Origin of the sequence: Actinoplanes subtropicus (genome assembly GCF_000721705.1) — a bacterium.
Lineage (GTDB): Bacteria > Actinomycetota > Actinomycetes > Mycobacteriales > Micromonosporaceae > Actinoplanes > Actinoplanes subtropicus.
In genome coordinates, this window is the sequence record NZ_JOJL01000006.1 from 81,274 (window position 1) to 100,785 (window position 19,512).

Here is a 19,512-nt window from a genome sequence, read left to right on the forward strand (position 1 = left end):
CGGGCATCATCGCGACGACGTATCCCGTGTCAACAGTGGACGTAGATGACAGCATCGAGGGGCGGGCCCGGCCACGGAGGGCCGGGCCGCGACGACCACGGGAGGAACCAGCTCATGCCCGTCACCGTGAACCTCGACGCCGTCCTCACTCCGGACTTCCAGAACAGCTCGATCACCGATCTGGCCAACGCGCCCACCACCGCCCTGTCCGGGATCAGCCCGGAGCAGGCCGAGGGGCTGCGGCTGGCCTTCGGCATCGAGACGATCACCGATCTCGCCGACAACACCTTCGTCCGGGCTGCGATCGCTATCCGGGAAATGGCGAAGGTCGCCCAATAGGTCACTTCTGGCTCACCGGCCGAGATCCTCTTGCGGCCGGTGAGCACAATGGCACTCCCGGACATATCCATGGAGTTGCATTTACGGGTGCATGGGCTTCTGGTAACACCGGCAAGGGCGGCCGCAAACCCCTGACCGCCATCGGCCAGCCCGAAGAGGCGGTGTCACCCATGCATCCAAGATCCTCTTTGCTACGTGTCGCGGTGGCCGTTCCGGCCGTGGCGGCGGTCGTGCTGATGGCCGCCGCACCGGCGGCGGCCAACGTGGCGCTGACCCAGGTCAGCACCGACCCGTACACGGACGCGCAGGCGCAGCACCAGAGCGAGGTGGAACCGGACACCTTCGCATTCGGCAGCACCATCGTCTCGGCGTTCCAGGTCGGCCGGGTCTCCGGCGGCGGCTCCTCGAACATCGGCTGGGCGCGCTCCGGCGACGGCGGCGCCACCTGGACCAACGGCTTCCTGCCCGGCATCACCACCAACGGCGGCGGCACCTTCGGGCAGGCCAGCGACGCCTCGGTGGCCTTCGACGCCAAGCACAACGTCTGGCTCATCTCCAGCCTCGGCATCAGCGGCTCGACCGTGAACGTGCTGACCAGCCGCTCCACCGACGGCGGCCTGACCTGGTCCAACCCGGTGACCACCGCGACCGGCGCGAACGACAAGAACTGGATCGTCTGCGACAACACGTCGACCAGCGCGTTCTTCGGCAACTGCTACACCGAGTACGACATCACCAGCGCCGGCGACTCGATCCGGATGCGGACCTCCACCAACGGCGGCGCCACCTGGGGCGCGGCGCTGGCGCCGGGCGGCAGCCACACCGGCCTCGGCGGGCAGCCGGTCGTCCTGCCCAACGGCCACGTCGTCGTGCCGTACCTGTCGCTGGCCGACACGATCCGCTCGTTCCGCAGCACCAACGGTGGCGCGTCATGGAACTCCACCGTCCAGGTCGCGACCATCAGCCACCACGACGCGAACGGCGGCCTGCGTGAGGAGGCGCTGCCCAGCGCGGAGGTTGACGCCGCCGGCACGGTCTACGTCAGCTGGTCGGACTGCCGGTTCCGCAGCGGCTGCCCGAGCAACGACGTCGTGCTCGCCAAGTCGACCAGCGAGACGACCTGGGCCGCGCCGACCCGGGTGCCGATCGACGCCACCACCAGCACGGTCGACCATTTCACGCCGGGCATCGGGGTGGACCGCTCCACCTCCGGCACGTCCGCGCGGATCGGGATGACGTACTACTTCTACCCGACCGCGTCGTGCACCGCGGCGACCTGCGTCCTCGACGTCGGCTTCATCTCCTCCACCAACGGCGGCGCCTCGTGGAGCACCGCGACCCAGTTGGCCGGGCCGATGCCGCTGACCTGGATCCCGAACACGTCGCAGGGGCGGATGTACGGCGACTACATCTCCACCTCGGTGTTCAACGGCGGGAACGCCTACCCGGTCCTCGCGGTCGCCACCGCGCCCACCGGCAGCACGCTGCACCTCGCCATGTCGGTGCCGACCGGCGGCCTCGCCGTCACCGGTGGGACGAACACCGCTGCCGGCGCGGCCGCCGCCGCGGCCGCACCGGCCGCCCGGGCCGGGGCCGTCCGGACCACAGCCCGATAGCCCGTCCTCGCGCTGACGCGGAGCACGCCGGCAACGGGGGGTGCCGGCGCGATCCGCACGCCGGGCAGGTTAGGGCAGGCCAGATGAGAGACACATGAAAGAGGCTGTTTCGACGTACGCCTAAATGGGTCGACGCATTGACCAGCACCAATGGTGGACCAGCGTCGATCATTGTCCGCAGAAATCGCGATCTTCGAGCAAGGGGGCTCATTTCATGACGCGATTGCGACGTACCATCGCTTTCCTGGCGGCCGGTTCCCTGGTCGCCCTCACCCTGAATGTGGTGAGCGGTTCGACCGCGGCCGCGGCGCCGTTCGGCTACGCGCAGCTCAACACCATCCAGAAGCGGCTCGCCTCCGGACTTCTCACCTCCGAACTGAGCGGCGTGCAGGCGGCCGCGCGGCAGGCGGCGCCGGCCGGGACGTTCAGGTCCACCACCGCGACCTGCGCCGACCACTTCGGCAACAACGTCAAGGTCAACCAGAACTGCCTGAACCTCTCCGATCCCGACCTGCAGGGCCGGGCGCAGGCGCAGAACGAGACCTGGGCGGCGGTCGACCCGAACGACGCCAACCACGTGATCTCCAGCTACAACGACTACCGGCGCGGCGACGGGACCTGCGGGGTGTCGTACTCGCAGAACGCCGGCAAGACCTGGGCGGACGCCACCACCCCCAACGGCTTCACCCGGGGCACCGCGTTCGGCGGCGCCCGGCAGTACTGGCAGGCCGGCGGGGACACCTCGGTCGCCTGGGACACCCGCGGCAACGCGTACCTCTCCTGCCAGACCTTCATGCGTGGCCTGGTCGCCTCGGCCAACCCCGACCAGTCCAGCGCGTTCTACGTGTTCCGGTCCACCGGGACGAACGGCGCGTCCTGGAACTTCCCGGGCCGCCCGGTGGTCGAGCACAACGACGTCGCCGGCGCCGGCGACTTCCTGCTGGACAAGCAGCTGCTCACCGTCGACGCCAGCAGGACCAGCCCGTTCCGGGACCGGGTCTACGTGACCTGGACGACGTTCGCCGCCGACGGCACGTCCTACATCTACGAGGCGCACTCGGCCGACTACGGCGAGACCTTCAGCGCGCCCGTGCTGGTGAGCTCGACCAGCGCGCTGTGTGACAACACGATGGGCCTGCCGACGCCGCAGGGCACCTGCAACACCAACCAGTTCTCCCAGCCGTTCACCGCGCCCGACGGCACCCTCTACGTGACGTACGCGAACTTCAACAACGCGGTGGTCGCGCCGGAGAACCGCAACCAGATGCTGCTGTCCAAGTCCACCGACGGCGGCGCCAGCTTCAGCCCGCCGGTGCGGGTCGGCTACTACAACGACCTGCCGGACTGCGCGACCTACCAGAACGGCGCCGACCCAGGCCGCGCCTGCATCCCGGAGAAGGGCCCGTCGTTCAACTCGATCTTCCGGGCCACCAACTACCCGATCGGCGCGGTCGATCCCACCCACCCGAACCGGGTCGTGGTGACCTACGGCTCGTACCTCAACCGCAACTCCAACGAGACGACCGGCTGCACCCCGGCGGGCTTCTCGGCGGCCGCGACCAACCTGTACACCGGCGTCAAGACGACCTGCAACAACGACATCCTGCTGTCGGTGTCGACCAACAGCGGGGCCAGTTTCGGCAGCTCCGATGCCCGTACGGCGCCGGTGGTGACCACGGCGAGCGGCCAGGCGCGCAGCGACCAGTTCTTCCAGGGCGCCGCCTACACGCCCAACGGCGCGCTGGTGGTCAGCTACTACGACCGGCAGTACGGCTCGGACAACAACACCGGGTTCTCGGACATCACCGTGTCGCAGTCCCGGAACGCGTCGACCTTCCGGCACGACCGGGCCACCTCGTCGAGCATGCCGCCGCCGACCCAGTTCAACGGCACGTTCTACGGCGACTACGCGGGCGTCGCGGCGACCAACCGCACCGCGTATCCGGTCTGGTCGGACACCCGGCCGGTCGACCTGTTCCGGTGCCCCGGCACCGGAACCACCACGACACCGCCGAAGGTGTGCCAGGGCGGCGCGACCAACGCCTCGGTCGCCAACGACCAGGACATCTACACCGTCGGCGTACCGATCACGTAGCGCCCCGATCGCCGGCGCGGCCGCCGCTCCGCGGTCGCGCCGGCGACAGCGACCCCGTTGACCGGCGTGTCATGCTGGGCGGATGAGGCAGGTTGTGCGCTTCGCCGGCACGCCGGCGGGCCGGGTCGCGTACGCGGTGACCGGCAGCGGGCCGCCACTGCTGTGCCTGCCCGGCTGGGTCTCGCACCTGGGCATGATGTGGGACGACCCCTCGCACCGGCGGTTCTTCGAGGCGCTGTCCGAGGGGCACACCGTGATCCGGTTCGACAAGCTCGGCTGCGGGCTGTCCGACCGGGCCCGCGACGACTTCACCCTGGAGTCCGAGCTGACCGTGGTCAAGGCGCTGGTCGGGCACCTCGGGCTGGAGCGGTTCGCGCTGTTCGGCACGTGCGACGGCGGGCAGGTCGCGGCGGCGTATGCGGCGAGCAACCCGGACGCGGTGACCCGGCTGATCGTCTACGGCAGCTGTGCCCGCGGCGCCGATCTCGCCCCGCCCGGCGTACGGCACTCGGTCCCGGCCCTGGTCCGGGCGCACTGGGGGCTGGGCTCGCGGGTGCTGGCCGACATCTGGTTCCCGGACGCGCCGGCCGAGGTGACCGGCATGTTCGCCCGCATGCAGCGGTCCGCGGCGACCGCCGAGATGGCTGCCGAGCTGCTCGAGATGTTCTACCGGTTCGACGTCACCGACCTGCTGCCGGCGATCCGGGTGCCGACCCTGGTCGCGCACCGGCGGGGCAGCCGGGCCATCCCGTTCGAGCTGGGCCGGGAGATGGCCGCGCTGATCCCGGGCGCGCAGCTGGCCGCCTTCGAGGGCCGGGCGCAGCCGATCTACGCGGTCGGCGGGGAGGCCGCGGCAGTGACGGTCCGGTCGTTCCTGGGCGAGGCGCCCCGGCCGGCCGCCGCCGACGGGCCGCTGACCGAGCGGGAGTTCGAGGTGGCCGACCTGATCGCGGACGGGCTGACCAACGCCGAGATCGCCAAGCGACTGGTCCTGTCGGTGCGCACGATCGACGCGCACGTCGAGCACATCCGGGGCAAATTGGGCGTACGGGCGCGGACGCAGATCGCGGTCTGGGCCCGGATAGGTAGTCTCCCGGCGCCGAGATAGGTAAGGCCACCGATTCGGCGGCCCCCGCGGGAAAGTTAGCGTCGGGGCATGCCGATCATCGATCCCGCCCTGGAGGGCCCGCCCGGCGCCTGCCAGGGCGGTTACGCCTGCGGCCTGCTCGCCGGGCACCTGCACGCCGACGCCGAGGTCACCCTGCGCAAGCCGGTGCCGCTCGGCACCGAGCTGCGGATCGCCCCGAGCGGCGCCGGGATGGCCCTGTACGCCGGGGACGAGCCGGTCGCCGAGGGCGTCAGCACCCGGTTGACCGACGAGTCGCCGGAGCCGCCGACCTTCGCCGAGGCGCTGGCCGCCACCGCGGACTTCCCCGGGCTGCGCTCCCACCCGTACGCCAAATGTGTGGGTTGTGGGACCGACCGCAGCGACCCGGCCGCCCTGCGGATCTTCCCCGGCCCGGTCTTCGGGCGCGACCTGCTCGCCGCGGTCTGGTATCCCGGCAAGCCGGTCACCACCGAGGACGCCTGGGCGGCGCTGGACTGCCCGGGCGGCTGGGCGGCGATGCACCTGGGCAAGACCGACCGGCCGGCCGTGCTCGGCCGGATGGCGGCGCGGGTGTCGCTGCCGAGCGCGGCGGAGAACGCGTACATCCTGGTCGGCTGGCTTGGCGAGGTCGACGGCCGGAAGCTGACCGCCGGAACCGCCCTGTACTCGCGGGAGGGGACGCTGCACGGCTTCTCCCGGCAGACCTGGATCACGCTCCGATGAGGCGCGGCATCGCGATCACGCCGATGGAGACCCGCGGCGACGTCATCGTGCGCGCCGCCCGGCTCGCCGACGAGCTCGGCTACGAGGTGTTCTCGGTGGCCGAGGGGTGGGGGCTGGACGCCGCGGTCGTGCTGGCCGAGCTGGCCGTGTCCACCCGGCGGATCAGGTTGATGGCCGGTGTCCTCTCGGTGTGGGGGCGGTCCCCGGCGACGATCGCGATGACCGCCGCGACGCTGCACCGGCTCTCCGGCGGCCGGTTCGTGCTCGGTCTGGGGGCGAGCACGCGCCAGCTGGTGGAGGGGTGGCACGACGTCGCGTACGAGCGGCCGGCCGCTCGCCTGCGCGAGGTCACCACCCAGGTGCGCGGGCTGCTGGCCGGGGAACGGGCCCGGCCGTCGGTGACGCCGGCGGCCCGGGCGCTGCGCCTCGGCCAGCCGCCCGCGCCGGACGTGCCGATCTGGCTGGCCGCGGCCGGTGAGCGGACCGTCGGGGTGGCCGCCGACCTGGCCGACGGCTGGTACCCGATCTACCTGCGCCGGGAGCGGATCCGCAAGGTCGCGGCCGGCTTCGCCCGGCCGGTCACCGTCGCGGCCGGGCCGTTCACCGTGGTCGACCCGGACGCCGGGGCGGCCCGGGCGGCGGTGGCCGCCTGCACCGCCGGGTACCTGGGCGCGATGGGCGACATCTATCCCCGCCTGGTGGCCGAGCAGGGGCTCGCGGCCGAGGTGGAGCTGGTCCGGGCCACCCGGACGGTGCCGGCCGGGGCGGAGGCGTTGCTCGGCGAGTTCACCGCGTACGGGACGGAGTCGACGGTCCGGCAGGCGCTGGAGCGCTGGGACGAGACGGCCGACATCACGCTGGTCGGGTTGCCGCCCGGCCTGCCCTGGCCCGCCGTCGAGGCCACCCTGCACGCCGCCGCGCCCGCGCGGTAACGTGCTCTGCTGTTGCCGACGGATGACGAACTCGCCGCCGCGCTCCTCACCGCCCGCCGCGGCGACGAGCGCGGCTTCGCCGTCCTCTGGCGCGCACTGCACCCGGCCGTGCTGCGCTACCTGCGGGTGGTCGCCGGGGAGGCGGCCGAGGACGCCGCGTCCGAGACGTGGCTGCAGGTCGCCCGGGATCTCGACCGGTTCACCGGCGGGCCGGGCGAGTTCCGCGGCTGGCTGTTCCGGATCGCCCGGCATCGCGGCATCGACGAGCTGCGCCGGGCCGGCCGCCGCCGGGAGGAGCCGGTCGAGGTGGTCGAGCCCGCCGGGAGCGGCCGGGACGCCGCCGCCGAGGTGATCGAGGGCGCCGAGACGGCGTGGGCGCTGGGCCGGGTGGCGGCGCTGCCGACCGACCAGGCCGAGGCGGTGATGCTGCGGATCGTGGCCGGGCTGGACGTCGCCGACACCGCCAAGGTGCTGGGCAAACGCCGGGGCGCGGTGCGGATCGCCACGATGCGCGGGCTGCGCCGGCTGGCCGGTGACCCGCAGGTCCGCGAGCGGGCCGGATACCGCGGCGGGGTGACGGGGTGAGGACGATACTGCGGGCGATCAGGGACCGCCGGGCCGCGCTGCACGAGGCGGACCGGCTGGTCGCGGGCGATCCGGCCGGGTCGGAGAGTCCGGGGCTCGACCACCTGCTGGCGGCGGTACGGGCGCCGGGGTCGGCCGCCGAGTTGCGCGGCGAGGCGGGGATGGCGGCCGCGATGGCAGCGGAGCGGCGCCGGGCGGCGAGCCGGAAGCGACGCGGGCCGGTGCGGACCACGATCGTGGCCATCGTGGCGGGGCTGGCCCTGCTCATCGCGGGTGGGACGGCGCTGGCGACGCGGCACGGCCTCTTCGCCTCGCCACCTTCGCATACTTCTCCGACCTCCCCCGTTTCGCCCGCCTCGCCCGTTTCGTCCCCGCCCGTTTCGTCCCCGCCGAGGCCCACGCGCGTCACGCCGTCGCCGACGCCCGTGCCCACCACCGCCGGCCCGGCGAACAACGACTGGTGCGTGGCCTGGTGGACGGCCGAGGAGGGCGGGCACCCGATGAACGGCCGCGACCGCAAGGACCTCACGGCCGCCGCGGGCGGGGCCGACAAGATCGCGGCGTACTGCGCGGCGGCGAAACCGACCACCTCCCCCACCGGCAAGGTCAAGAAGTCGCACAAGCCCAAGAAGACCAAGGGCACCTAGGTCAGATCGACCGAGTACGCCTCCTCCCGGACATCCGGGTCGGGGTGCTCGCGCAGCTGCAGCAGCAGGCCGCGCCAGGGAGCGGACCAGCCGAAGCTGACGCCCGGCCGGGTCAGCGCGACCGCGAACAGGCCGCCGGCCAGGTCGCCGCGCCCGGCCAGCCGCCGCACCGCCGGCTGCGCGAAGCCGGCGTCGATCCGGTGCCGCAGCTCCGTTGTCCGGGCCGAGACCAGGGCGGCGGTCCGGACGGCCAGCAGCGGCCGGCCGGCGCACCGGTCGGCGAGCTCGTCGAGGTTGTCCAGCCGGCCCAGCGCGACCAGCATCCGCAGGGCGGTGCCGGCGAACGACGGGAGCGTGGCCAACTGCCGGGCCGCGGCCACCGGGCCCGAGCGGTCGGTGTCGAGCGGCGCGGCGCGGGACCACTTCGCCGCGCCGCTCGCCAGCAGCTCGATCCGCCGGCGCTCCGGCTCGCCGAGCCCGCCTGCGGCCAGCCGGTCGAAGGTCAGGTCGAGTCCGCGTCCACGGGTCGTCTGCAGCAGCTGCGCGACCTCGACATCGACGGTCCGCACGTCCAGGTCGACGAGCCGCCCCACGACCAGCTCGGTGAGGTCGCCGGCCCAGGGCGCCCAGCCGCCGACCCGCTGGAACGCCGTCCGGCGCACCTCGCGGTCGTCGGCGCGGCAGGCCTCGACGATCAGCGCCGCGTAGCGCGGCCGGTGCCGCACGGCCACCGTCGAGACGTCGGCGGCCAGCACCGCGCGGCACTCCTCCCGGCTGCCGTGCCGCGCCGTGTCCAGGATCGACCAGCTCGCCGCCGTGTCCAGCCGGAGCCGGGCGGCGGCCACGATCGCGGCGCGGACGTCCCGGTGGGCCTGCGGATCCGCGTACGCGTCGAGCAACTCCCCCATGACCCCGGGCGGACCGTACCGGGCGATCAGCCGCGCCACCGCCTTCCGGCTGGTCACCTTGGCGCCGGGATCGAGCAGCACCGGCAGCAGCAGGGCCGGCACCCGCGACGGCGGCAGGAACCGGACGGCCCGGCCGGCCGCGTACAGCGCCACCCGGGCCCGGTCGTCGCCGGCGTGCGACAGCAGCAGCGGCAGCATCTCGGCCGGCCGGTCGATCCACACCAGCGCGCTCAGCGCCGCCTCGGCCAGCACCACGTCCGGCGAGTCCACATAGCGCAGCACCAGCTCGCGGCCCAGCTCGGGGATCGGCGCGGCGGCCCGGATCGCGACGGCGCGCGGCCGCGGGCCGGCCCCGGTGTCGGCCGCCGCCCGTTCCTGCAGCCGCAGGTAGGCGGCGTGCTGCCGGGGCAGCCACCGCTCGGCGTACAGCGTCCAGTGGGGCACCCAGCGCAGATGATCGGCGACGAACCGGCCGCGCGGCGGGTGGTCGAGCACCAGGTCGAGCAGGTCGGTGCGGGCCGCACAGAGCGTCTGCCAGACGATCGGGATCGTCACGGTCGTCCGGTCCGCCGCGAGGAGCCGGGCCACCCGGTCGCCGCGGCCGCGCGGGTTCGCGAGCCACAGCTCGATCGCCCGGTGGGCCGCCCACTCCGGGTTCCGCGGGGTGGTCGCGCGCAGCAGCAGCTCCTGCAGCCCGGGCACCCGCCAGGCGCGCTTGCCCAGCGCCCCGGTCAGCGCGAACAGCGGCCCGTAGTGGCCGCGCTCCAGCGCGCCGGTCACCCAGCCGCTCAACCGGTCGAAGACCAGCGCCTCCTGCCCACGACGCAGCACCGTGTCGAAGCGGCGCAGGACCGGCGCCTGCGCGGTCGAGCCGACCAGGTCGATCGTGAGCAGCGCCCATTCGCGCAGCTCCGGGACGTCGACGTGGTGCTGCAGCGTGTCCGCGGCGAGCGAGCTGAGCGCGGCGGTCGTCGCGAACGATCCGTCCCGCGCCTCGACCGCGTCGGTGGTGATCCGGGTCAGCGCGGGCGCGCACGCCGCGCTGAGCAGCCGGGCGGCCGACCGGAGCGCGGTCAGAGCCGTCGAGCGCACCGGGTCCTGCTCGTTGCGCAGCCGGCCGAGCCGGTCCACCAGCTCGGCGATCACCTGCGGGTCGCGGGAGAGCCGGGCCGCGGAAACCAGCATGCGGTACGCCTGGCCACGCTCGCCGGCAGCGCCCGACCGCAGCGCCTCGGCCAGCGCGGCCGACGCCTCCGGCCAGGCCAGGAAGGAACTCCACCACCGGGTGTCGTCCTCGCTCTCGCGTACCTTCGGCAGGCGCAGCACGCGGGTCGCCTCCCGGATCCGGAGCGCCTCCGGCAGGACGTCCATGACCTCGGTGGACGGCATCTTCTCGGCCGTGTTCACGTCGCCCAGCGCGCCGTCGTAGAGCGCTCCGCGCCGGGCCGGCGGGACCGCGTCGAGCAGCGCCGCCAACGTGCCGTCATTGATCCGGATGATCCTGGCGAGCCGTACGAGCCGGTCGACCGGGAGAACCGCCAGCCGGCGCAGCAGGGCCGGCGGCAGGGCGGCCCGGGCGATCCACGCGGCGCGGTCCGGCGCCGTGAGCAACTCCAGGACGCGTTGCGGGTCGTGCGCGGCCAGCCGGCCATAGGCGGTCAGGCTGCCGGGCAGCCGGGTCCGCGGCGCGTACCGGCCGAGCAGGTCGAGGACGGCCGGCGGGTCGCCGTCGAGCAGCGGGTAACCCACCTGGTCCCAGATCCGCTCGCGGTCCTCCGGGCCGGCCGTGGCCAGCCGCGCCCCGGTCCGCTCGAGGAACACGCCCGGGTGCCGCCGCATGACCGACTCGGCGTCGATCGCGTGCTCCAGCTCGGGCAGCAGCGCCCGCACCACCGCCTCGCCACACGCGGGCAGCAGGGCCCCCGCCTCGTCGCCGAACTCCGCGTGGACCCAGCCGATCAGGGCGTCCGCGCTCTCCGGCGCGCGCAGCCGGCGCAGCTGCCGGTAGACCCGCCGCCGCTCCATCGCCGACAGGTCGGGCCGCACCCGGCCGAGCAGGCCGGCCCGGGCGGCCGCGCTCAGCGCCGCGGCCCGGACCGAGGGCCGCGGGTCGGCCAGCGCGGCCTCGAACCCGGCGTCGTCGCGCACCACCATCGATGCGATCAGGGCCAGGTGCCGCTCGTACCCGCCGAGGCCGCGCAGGTCGGCGCAGACCTCGGCGCGGTCGGGGGCGGTGCGCGCCCAGCCGGCCAGCCGGCGCAGCCGCTCGCGGTGCGCCAGCGGATCCAGGGAAGTCAGCAGGTGGCGTGTGGCGGAGAGCACGCGCACATTCTGGCAGGACCCGCTTTATCGGCATTGACCCACCGATACGGGAGGGCTAGCGTGCGGATCATCAGGGAGATGGTTGCATGCGCATGCACAGGGGCCCGCGGCCGTGATCGTCACTTTGGTCATCGACACGTTCGGCGTGCACAACAACGGCACCACGGTCTCGGCTGAACGCTTCGCCACCGCGCTTGTCGCGCGTGGACACACCGTACGCGTGGTGGCTTGCGGAAATCCCGAGGCCGGCGGCCCGGAAAGCAACCTCGAGATGCACTGGGTCCCGGAATTGGTGGTGCCGATCGCCAGCCGGTTCGCGCACCGGCAGAGCACGCTGTTCGCCAAACCGGTCCGGGAGGTGCTGACCAAGGCGATCCAGGACGCCGACGTGGTGCACATCTACCAGCCGTGGGCGCTGGGGCGGGCGGCCGAGCGGACGGCGCGGCAACTCGGGGTGCCGGCGATCGCGGCCTTCCACATCCAGCCGGAGAACATCACGTACAACGTCGGGCTGGGCTGGTTCCGGCCGGCCGCGCATTTCGTGTACCTCCTGATGCGGGTGCTGTTCTACCGGCGGTTCGCGGACATCCACTGCCCGTCGACGTTCATCGCGGCGCAGTTGCGGCAGCACGGATACCGCGCCCGGCTGCACGTCGTCTCGAACGGCGTGGACGAGAATTTCCGGCCGCTTTCCGGGGAACGGCCGCCGGGCCGGCCGTTCCGCATCCTGATGGCCGGCCGCCTCTCGCCGGAGAAACGGCAGGACGTGCTGATCCGGGCGGTGCGCCGGTCCCGGCACGCGGCAGACATCGAGCTGCACATCGCCGGGCGCGGGCCGGCCGAGAAACGGCTGCGCCGGCTGGGCGCGCGGCTGCCGAACCCGCCGACCTTCGGCTCCTACGACCGGGACCAGCTGATCGGCCTGATTCACGACTGCGACCTCTACGTGCACGCCTCGGACATCGAGATCGAGGGGATGGCCTGCCTGGAGGCGTTCTCCTGCGGCCTGGTCCCGGTCATCTCCGACAGCCGGCGCAGCGCGACGAGCCAATTCGCGCTCGAGCCGCGCAACCTGTTCCACGCCGGGGATCCGTCGTCGCTGGCCGCGCGGATCGACGAATGGATCGACGATCCGGCCGGGCTGGCGAGCGCTTCCGAGACGTACGCCCGGTACGGCCGGCTCTATGCGGTCGACCGCAGCGCCAAGGCGATCGAACGGGTCTATCAGCGGGCCGGCGCGGCGCCGGAGGTTCCGGCCGGGTACGCGAACCGGCTCTACCGGATGCTGGCCACGTTCTTCTACTACGGGGTGGCGGTGCCGCTGCTGTTCCTGTGGACGCGGGTGGTCCTCGGCGTGCGCAGCGAGGGCAAGAGCCGGCTGCCCCGGGGCGGGGCGCTGACCGTCTGCAACCACGTGCACCTCCTGGACAGCGTGCTGGTCGCGCTGGCCATGTTCCCCCGGCGGGTGGTGTTCACGGCGGCGGGGTTCAACCTCACCCATCCCTGGTACGGCTGGCTGGTGCGGCTGCTCGGCGGGGTGGCGGTGCCGCGTACGACCGCTGGTCTGCCGTTGTTCTTCTCGGAACTTTCGCTCTTCCTGGCCGAGGGGCGGATCGTGCACTTCTTCCCCGAGGGCGAACTCGTGCCGTACGACACCGGCCTGCGCGACTTCAAGCGCGGGGCGTTCCACCTGGCCGCGCAGGCCCGGGTGCCGGTCGTGCCGCTGTCGATCCGCTTCACGCCCCCGCGCGGACTGCGCCGGCTGGTCCGCCGCAAGCCGACCATGGTGATCGTGGTCGGCGAGCCGATCGTGCCGGCCACCACCGACCCGCGCAGCGACCGGACCATCCGGATGGAGATGGCCCGGCGCAGCATGCACGACCTGATCACGCGTGCCGCCTCGTAATTTCCTGGAGGGTGGGCCCGGGTCTAGCCGCGCGGGGGCCACTTCGACCCTGCCGCGCTCGACCACTACGAAGCGATCCCCGGTGGTGCGGGCCAACGACCTCCCCTAGGCTCCGCCTATGCGACGTGAGCCGCCGATCACTCTGCGTGGCGCCCTGCAATTGCTCGGGGTCTACGAGCGGCCGCTGGTCGATCGGCTGGATCGCCTGCTGGGCGGGGTGATCCTGGCCGCGGGCGCGCTGGCCACGGTGCCGGCGCTCGCGCCGCTCGCGCCGATCTGGGGCTGGGTCGACCAGAAGAGCGAGGCCGTGGGCCTGCTACGAACGTGCCTGGATCGGGTGCAATCCCGCCTGTCGAAGGTACGCGGATACGAGCGGGTGGAACTGGTCGCCGCCGCGCACACGATGATCGTGGTCGCCGCGGTCTTCGAGGCCGTCCGGGCGGCACTCCCCGACCACGTCTTCCGGGCCGTGGAGATCACCGAGGCGGAGCGGGAGAGGCTGTCCGCCGGCCGATATCGCGGCGCCTCGGACACCTTGCTCTCGATTCTGTGGTCGTCCGGGGTGCCCACCCCGAGCGGCGTATCCGGATTCGCCGAGACCGAGACCACGGTACGAAGCTGGGCCGAGGGACTGGCCGACCGAGTTCTCGACTTCATCGACGGCCTGGCCGGTCACAGCGAAGCGATCGTCTTGCTTCGGTCGGCCGACCTGGCCGAGGCGGCGATGCGGCGGTATCGCACGCATTACCTGCGGCTCGCCGCCACCGTCCCGGACTTCTGGATCTGGGCCCAGCTCGGCGAGCACTCGGCCACCCGCGCCGCCGTCCGCGAGGTCCGGGCCGACGTGCGGTCCGCGCTTTCCGGCCCGCCCGCGGCACTCGCCAGGATCGAGTCGTTGCTCGCCACGATGGTCGCCGGGACCGCCGCGCCCGGCCGTCGGCGCGAGGCGCTGGCCCGGGCCAACCGCGACGTCCTGAGCCGGCCGGTGGTGCGCTGGCCGGCGCGCGACGACCACGCCGAGGCGATCACGTTCCCCACGGTCGAGGAGAGCTACGTCAATCCGGCGTATCGATCGGCCGTCGCCGACCGCACCAGCCGGCCCGCCGACGAGACCTGGTGGGCCGGCCGGCCGGTCCGGCACGACCTCGACCTGATGGTCACCACGCTGCTGACCACCTTCGACGGCACCCGGCGTCCGCTGGTCCTGCTCGGCCACCCGGGCGGCGGCAAGTCGACCTTCACCAAGGTTCTGGCTGCGCGGCTGCCGGCCGAGTCGTACACCGTCCTGCGGGTCCCGCTGCGTCAGGTGGTCGCGAACGCGCCGATCCACCAGCAGATCAGGCAGGCGCTCGACCTGTCCACGCACGGCCGGGTGACCGACTGGTTCGAGCTGGCCGACGACGACGCGCGCACGGTCCGGATCCTTCTGCTCGACGGCCTCGACGAACTGCTCCAGGCGACCACGCACGACCGGTCCGGCTTCCTCCACGAGGTGATGGAGTTCCAGCGGGACGAGGCGGCCCAGGAGCGGCCGGTGATGGTCGTGGTCACCTCGCGCACGGTCGTCGCCGAACGGGTCGACATCCCGCCGGGCACGCCGATCGCCAAGCTGGAGGAGTTCGACGACGACCAGATCGGGCAGTGGCTCGCGGCCTGGAACCGGGCGAACTCCGGCCGGGCGCGGCCGCTGGCCCGGGAGGCGGCGCTCGCCCATCCCGAACTCGCCCGTCAGCCACTGTTGCTGCTCATGCTGGCCATCTACCTGTCCGACCCCGAGCAGCCGGTCGACGACGGCGAGCTGTCGCTGACCGAGCTCTACCAACGGCTTCTGCGGAACTTCGCGGTGCGGGAGGTGCGCAAGAAGGCCGGGTCCCACCTCCGCGGCCCGGGCCTGGACGAGGCGGTGGCCGAGCAGCTCTACCGGCTGTCGGTCGCCGCGATCGGCATGTTCAACCGCGGCCGGCAGGACATCACCGAGTCCGAGCTGGGCGCCGATCTGCACGGCCTGGATCCGGACGGCGGCACGGCGGTGGAGGACGAATCGGCCGGGCAGCGGGTGCTCGGCGAGTTCTTCTTCGTGCACGCCGCCGAGGCTCAGGTACGGCCGGACCAGCGGGAGGTGCGGCGCTGCTACGAGTTCCTGCACGCCACCTTCGGCGAGTATCTGATCGCCTCGCTCGTCGTGGAGACGCTCGCCGACGTGGCCGGCGCGACCTTCGGCGGCGCTCGTGGCCGGCGGCGACCGGCCGACGATCTCCTCTACGCCCTGCTCACCCACCAGACCCTGGCATCCCGCCAGAAGATCCTCGAATTCGCCGGTGAACTGCTCCGGAACGTGCCCGGCCGACGCCGCGAGGACATCGCCCACACGCTGGAACTGCTGATCCAGGGGTACGACCGGCGAATCGATGCCCGCCGCTACCCGCGCTACCGGCCCCTGCCGGAGACCAACCTCCGGCCGATCGCGGCCTACTCGGCGAACCTGATCCTGCTGCGCGGACTGCTCGACGACCAGGTGCCGCTGTCCGCGTTGTGCCTGGAGCAGGAGCAGCCGATCGCCCGGTGGCGAGCCACCGTCAACCTGTGGCGGGCCGGGCTGGACGCGGACGGCTGGCAGGCGATGCTCGACTCGTTGTCGCTCGCCGAGGACGCCGTCCGGCTGAGTGCGCGCGCGGCCTACCCGCCGGAGTTCGGCGAGATCCTCTACACCCGGCTGCTCGGGGACCGGGTCGCCGCAGTGCAGCAGCGGCTCGGCGCGGCGTTCCATCGGAAGGCGCTGTACTACGTGGACGGCAACGACTGGGCCGAGATGATGGCCAGCTGGCTCCTCCCCGTGATCGCTCTCCCGGGCGAGGACAAGCTCGGCTTCATTCTGGCCGACCCGCCGCCGGATACACCGCAGCAGGACGTGAAAATGGTCGTCGCCATGATGTCCGATGCCATGGTGCGGCGGGCCCGGTTCTGGTCGCCCGTTTTCCTCCGGCTTCTCGTGGCCTGGCTCGTCCGATCCGGTCTGCTTCTTCAGGTGGAGCCGCTCGCGCTCGCGACCGTGCTCATCGCACAGCCGGCCCTGGTGGATGAGTTCCCGTCACTGCGAGACCCCAGCCTCTATGACAGCGCCGCCAAGCTTCGGCTGTGGTTGGTCGTCGATCCGGCTTCCGGCGACCGCCGGGCCGAGTTGCTCGGCGATTCCCTTCGCGAGTTCCCCGACACGATGAAGCCGCAGGTCGACCATCTGATCCAGCGAACGACACTGTCGGCCGGTGTCACACCGATTTCCACCTCGGAGGGCTACTCCATTGTCACCAGCCGCGAGGGCGACGACGAGTCCGCCCCGCCCATCCACGGCGGCTCGGTGAACGGGTCGCTGACGGAGTGGCAGGGCCTGGATCCGGACTCGCCGTTGCCTCAGCTGCTCTCGTAGCCGGCCCTACGCCACCAGCGGCGGGACCGCCCAGGCCGGAAATCGTCGGTACATTCGGTCACCCTTTCGGCCCCGATGGACACCGAAGTGACGAAAGAACGCTCAGAGATTGACATCGGTGAAGGCCGGCTGACAGCGTTGTCATCGACAGACGTGACTGTCGAGAGCGGAGGACACGTCATGCGCGATCGGGTCCGGGTCACTGCCCTCCTGTCGGCCGCCCTCCTCGTCGTGCCGGTGGCGCCGGCCGCCGCGGCCCGCCGATCGGTCCCATCGGTCCGATCGGGAGACGCTCGCTTCGAGGTCCTCTCGCCGACGCTGGTCCGCACCGAGTACGCGCCCGACGGCCACTTCACCGACGCGGCCACCTTCAACGTGATCGGCCGCGACGCGTTCCCGGCCACGCCGTTCCGCACGCGCACGGACAACGGCTGGCTCACCATCGACACCGGCGCGCTGACCCTGCGCTACCGGACCGGATCCGGCGAGTTCACCGCCGCCAACCTGACCGTACGGCTGAAGTCCGGTCGCCAGACCGTGGACGCCACACCCTGGGCCGGCCACGGCACGCCCGACTGCCCGATCGGGACGCTCTGCGAGGCCGAATCCCTTGCCCTGCAGGGCCCGGGCGTGGCCACCGACCACAGCGGCTACACCGGCGCCGGGTTCGCGGCCGGCTTCCAGAACGCCGGCGACACGCTCGGCTTCGCCGTCACCGCCGCGGACCCGGGCGCCTACCAACTGGCCGTCCGCTACGCCAACAGCACCGGCGGCGACGGCCAGAACGTGACCCGGACGCTGACCGTCACGGTCGACGGGAACGCACCCCAAACGCTCACGATGCCGCCGACCGGGAACTGGGACACCTGGGCGATCGCGACCGCTCCGCTCACCCTGACCGCCGGCCGCCACACCGTCCGGATCCAGCGCACCGCCACCGATTCCGGCAACGTGAACATCGACAGCCTCGCCGTCGGCCATCCCGGCGACGCCTACCCCGGCCCGCCGGCCGTCACCCCGCTGCCGTGCGCGTTCGGCTCGATCTGCGAGGCGGACACCGGCGCGCTCGCCGGCGGCGCCGCCCCCGCCCACGACCACAACGGCTACTCCGGCACCGGCTTCCTGGCCGGCCTCGAGCACGCCGGCGCCGCCGACACCATCACCGTCACCGGCGTTCCCGCGGCCGGCACCTACCGCCTGCAACTGCGCTACGCCAACGGCAAGGCGGGCGCCCAGCCCGTCCGGTCGCGAACCATCACCGTCAACGGCATACCGGCCACGCTCGCCCCGACCAGCGGCTGGGACTACTGGCGCACGGTGTCGATTCCGATCACTTTGGCGGCCGGCGCCGATCCGATCACGCTCGGCTGCCCGACCGACGACAGCTGCAACGTCAACCTCGACACGGTCGCGGTGACCACTGTGGACGCGCCGCTGCTCGCCCCGCACGCCGCGCTCGGCGGCTACCGGCGCGGCCTGGACGGCGTCGACCGGCAGGCGCTCACCGTCCCGGGGCTGCTCTACCAGGACGGCTGGTCGCTGCTCGACGACTCCGCCGCGACACCGTCCCATCAGGACGGTTACGTCTTCGGGTACGGCCAGGACTACGTACGCGGGCTCCGGGAGCTCGCCATGCTCACCGGGCCGACCAAGCTGCTGCCGCGCTGGGCCTACGGCGTCTGGTACTCCGAGTACTACGACCGGGACGCGACCGGTTTTGAGCAGATCGTGCAACGCGCCAAGGCCGAGGGGGTGCCGCTGGATGTCGTCGTGGTGGACACCGACTTCAAGTCACCGGACCGCTGGAACGGCTGGACCATCGACCCGGCCAAGTTCCCCGACCCACCGGCGTTCGTCGACTGGGTGCACGCCCAGGGCCTGCACACCGGCTTCAACATCCACCCCAGCATCCTCGGCTCCGACCCGAAGTTCGCCGCCGCGCAGGCCACCGCGAAGGGCAAGCTCCGGCGGGTCGGCTGCAACGGCGGCGCGGACTGCTACGTCTTCGACTGGGGCGACCCGGATCAGCTCGCCGCGTACTTCCAGCTGCACCGCCAGATGGCGCCCTCCGATGTGGACTTCTGGTGGCTGGATTGGTGCTGCGACGGCTCGTCCTCCTCCAAAGCCGGCGTCACCCCGGACGCCTGGATCAACCAGCAGCACGCCAAGGAGACCGGTTTCGCCTTCTCCCGCGCCTACGGCTCACTGCAGTCCGGCGGCTACAGCTCCCCGACCGCGGTGCCGACCGGCCCGTGGGCGGACAAGCGAACCACGCTGCACTTCACCGGCGACACCACCTCCGACTGGGAGACGCTGCAGTTCGAGGTCGGCTACACCGGCGGCGAATCGGTCGCGACCGGCCTGGCCGCGATCAGCCACGACATCGGCGGCCACACGCAGGGCCTGCAGGAACCGGGCACCGAGCCGGGCAGCACCAAACTCCCCGACGACCTGTATGCCCGGTGGGTCCAGCTGGGAACGTTCCAGCCGATCGACCGCCTGCACTCCAACCACAGCGATCGCCTGCCGTGGCAATACGGTCCCGCCGCGCGGGCCTCCGCCACCAAATTCCTGAACCTCCGTGAGCAGTTGTTGCCCTACACCTACCGCACGGCCGCCGACGCCACCCGCACCGGCACGCCGATCGTCCGCCCGCTCTACCTCGCCTACCCCACCGAACAGGAGGCCTACGCTACCGCCGGCGCCGAATACCTCTACGGCGACAAATACCTGGTCGCCCCGGTGACCACCCCCGGCACGAGCGCCACCACCACGGTCTGGTTCCCGCCCGGCAACACCTGGAAGGACTACTTCACCAACCAGACGTACGCCGGCGGCACAACCGCTCAGATCACCACGACCTTGGACACCATGCCGGTCTTCCTCCGAACCACCTGAGAGCGGGCA

General features: G+C 72.6%; 12 protein-coding genes. 11 read left to right on the plus strand and 1 reads right to left on the minus strand.

The features are described 5' to 3' along the window. The first annotated feature begins 114 nt into the window (after nt 1–114). The 8 genes from IH26_RS0109920 (at nt 115) to IH26_RS55730 (ending at nt 8,045) form a co-directional block, all read left to right on the plus strand. Nucleotides 115–339, plus strand: a complete 225-nt coding sequence (locus tag IH26_RS0109920; RefSeq protein WP_030435846.1) for a hypothetical protein — start codon at nt 115–117, stop codon at nt 337–339. Nucleotides 340–542: 203 nt separating this feature from the next. After that, entirely contained in the window at nt 543–1,955 is a 1,413-nt protein-coding gene (locus IH26_RS0109925; protein WP_030435847.1) for a sialidase family protein, read from the plus strand. Nucleotides 1,956–2,169: 214 nt separating this feature from the next. Further along, on the plus strand, nt 2,170–4,050 hold the full coding sequence (locus IH26_RS0109930; RefSeq protein ID WP_030435848.1) for a sialidase family protein: 1,881 nt from the start codon (nt 2,170–2,172) through the stop codon (nt 4,048–4,050). Between the two features lie 82 nt (nt 4,051–4,132). Further along, nucleotides 4,133–5,158, plus strand: a complete 1,026-nt coding sequence (locus tag IH26_RS0109935; protein ID WP_030435849.1) for an alpha/beta fold hydrolase — start codon at nt 4,133–4,135, stop codon at nt 5,156–5,158. Nucleotides 5,159–5,206: 48 nt separating this feature from the next. Further along, a complete protein-coding gene (locus IH26_RS0109940) occupies nt 5,207–5,881 on the plus strand; it encodes a hypothetical protein (RefSeq protein WP_030435850.1) in 675 nt (224 codons plus the stop codon). Then, nucleotides 5,878–6,813 (plus strand): LLM class flavin-dependent oxidoreductase, encoded by a 936-nt coding sequence (locus IH26_RS0109945; protein WP_063763671.1) that lies wholly within the window; start codon nt 5,878–5,880, stop codon nt 6,811–6,813. The genes IH26_RS0109940 and IH26_RS0109945 overlap by 4 nt, the downstream gene beginning before the upstream one ends. A gap of 12 nt (nt 6,814–6,825) precedes the next feature. Continuing rightward, nucleotides 6,826–7,398, plus strand: a complete 573-nt coding sequence (locus tag IH26_RS0109950) for an RNA polymerase sigma factor (RefSeq protein ID WP_030435852.1) — start codon at nt 6,826–6,828, stop codon at nt 7,396–7,398. Then, nucleotides 7,395–8,045, plus strand: coding sequence for a hypothetical protein (locus IH26_RS55730; RefSeq protein WP_051807883.1), 651 nt, complete (start codon nt 7,395–7,397; stop codon nt 8,043–8,045). The genes IH26_RS0109950 and IH26_RS55730 overlap by 4 nt, the downstream gene beginning before the upstream one ends. Here the strand turns inward: IH26_RS55730 and IH26_RS0109960 are convergent. Then, complete coding sequence (locus tag IH26_RS0109960) at nt 8,042–11,275, minus strand: hypothetical protein (protein ID WP_030435854.1); 3,234 nt, start codon at nt 11,273–11,275, stop codon at nt 8,042–8,044. The two genes, IH26_RS55730 and IH26_RS0109960, sit on opposite strands and share 4 nt — an antisense overlap. 112 nt (nt 11,276–11,387) lie before the next feature. Between IH26_RS0109960 and IH26_RS0109965 the strand changes: the two genes are divergently transcribed. The 3 genes from IH26_RS0109965 (at nt 11,388) to IH26_RS0109975 (ending at nt 19,503) form a co-directional block, all read left to right on the plus strand. After that, a complete protein-coding gene (locus IH26_RS0109965; RefSeq protein WP_030435855.1) occupies nt 11,388–13,181 on the plus strand; it encodes a glycosyltransferase in 1,794 nt (597 codons plus the stop codon). A 118-nt stretch (nt 13,182–13,299) separates the two neighbouring features. After that, on the plus strand, nt 13,300–16,605 hold the full coding sequence (locus IH26_RS0109970) for an NACHT domain-containing protein (protein ID WP_030435856.1): 3,306 nt from the start codon (nt 13,300–13,302) through the stop codon (nt 16,603–16,605). A gap of 180 nt (nt 16,606–16,785) precedes the next feature. Next, a complete protein-coding gene (locus IH26_RS0109975) occupies nt 16,786–19,503 on the plus strand; it encodes a TIM-barrel domain-containing protein (RefSeq protein ID WP_030435857.1) in 2,718 nt (905 codons plus the stop codon). Nucleotides 19,504–19,512: the final 9 nt, after the last annotated feature.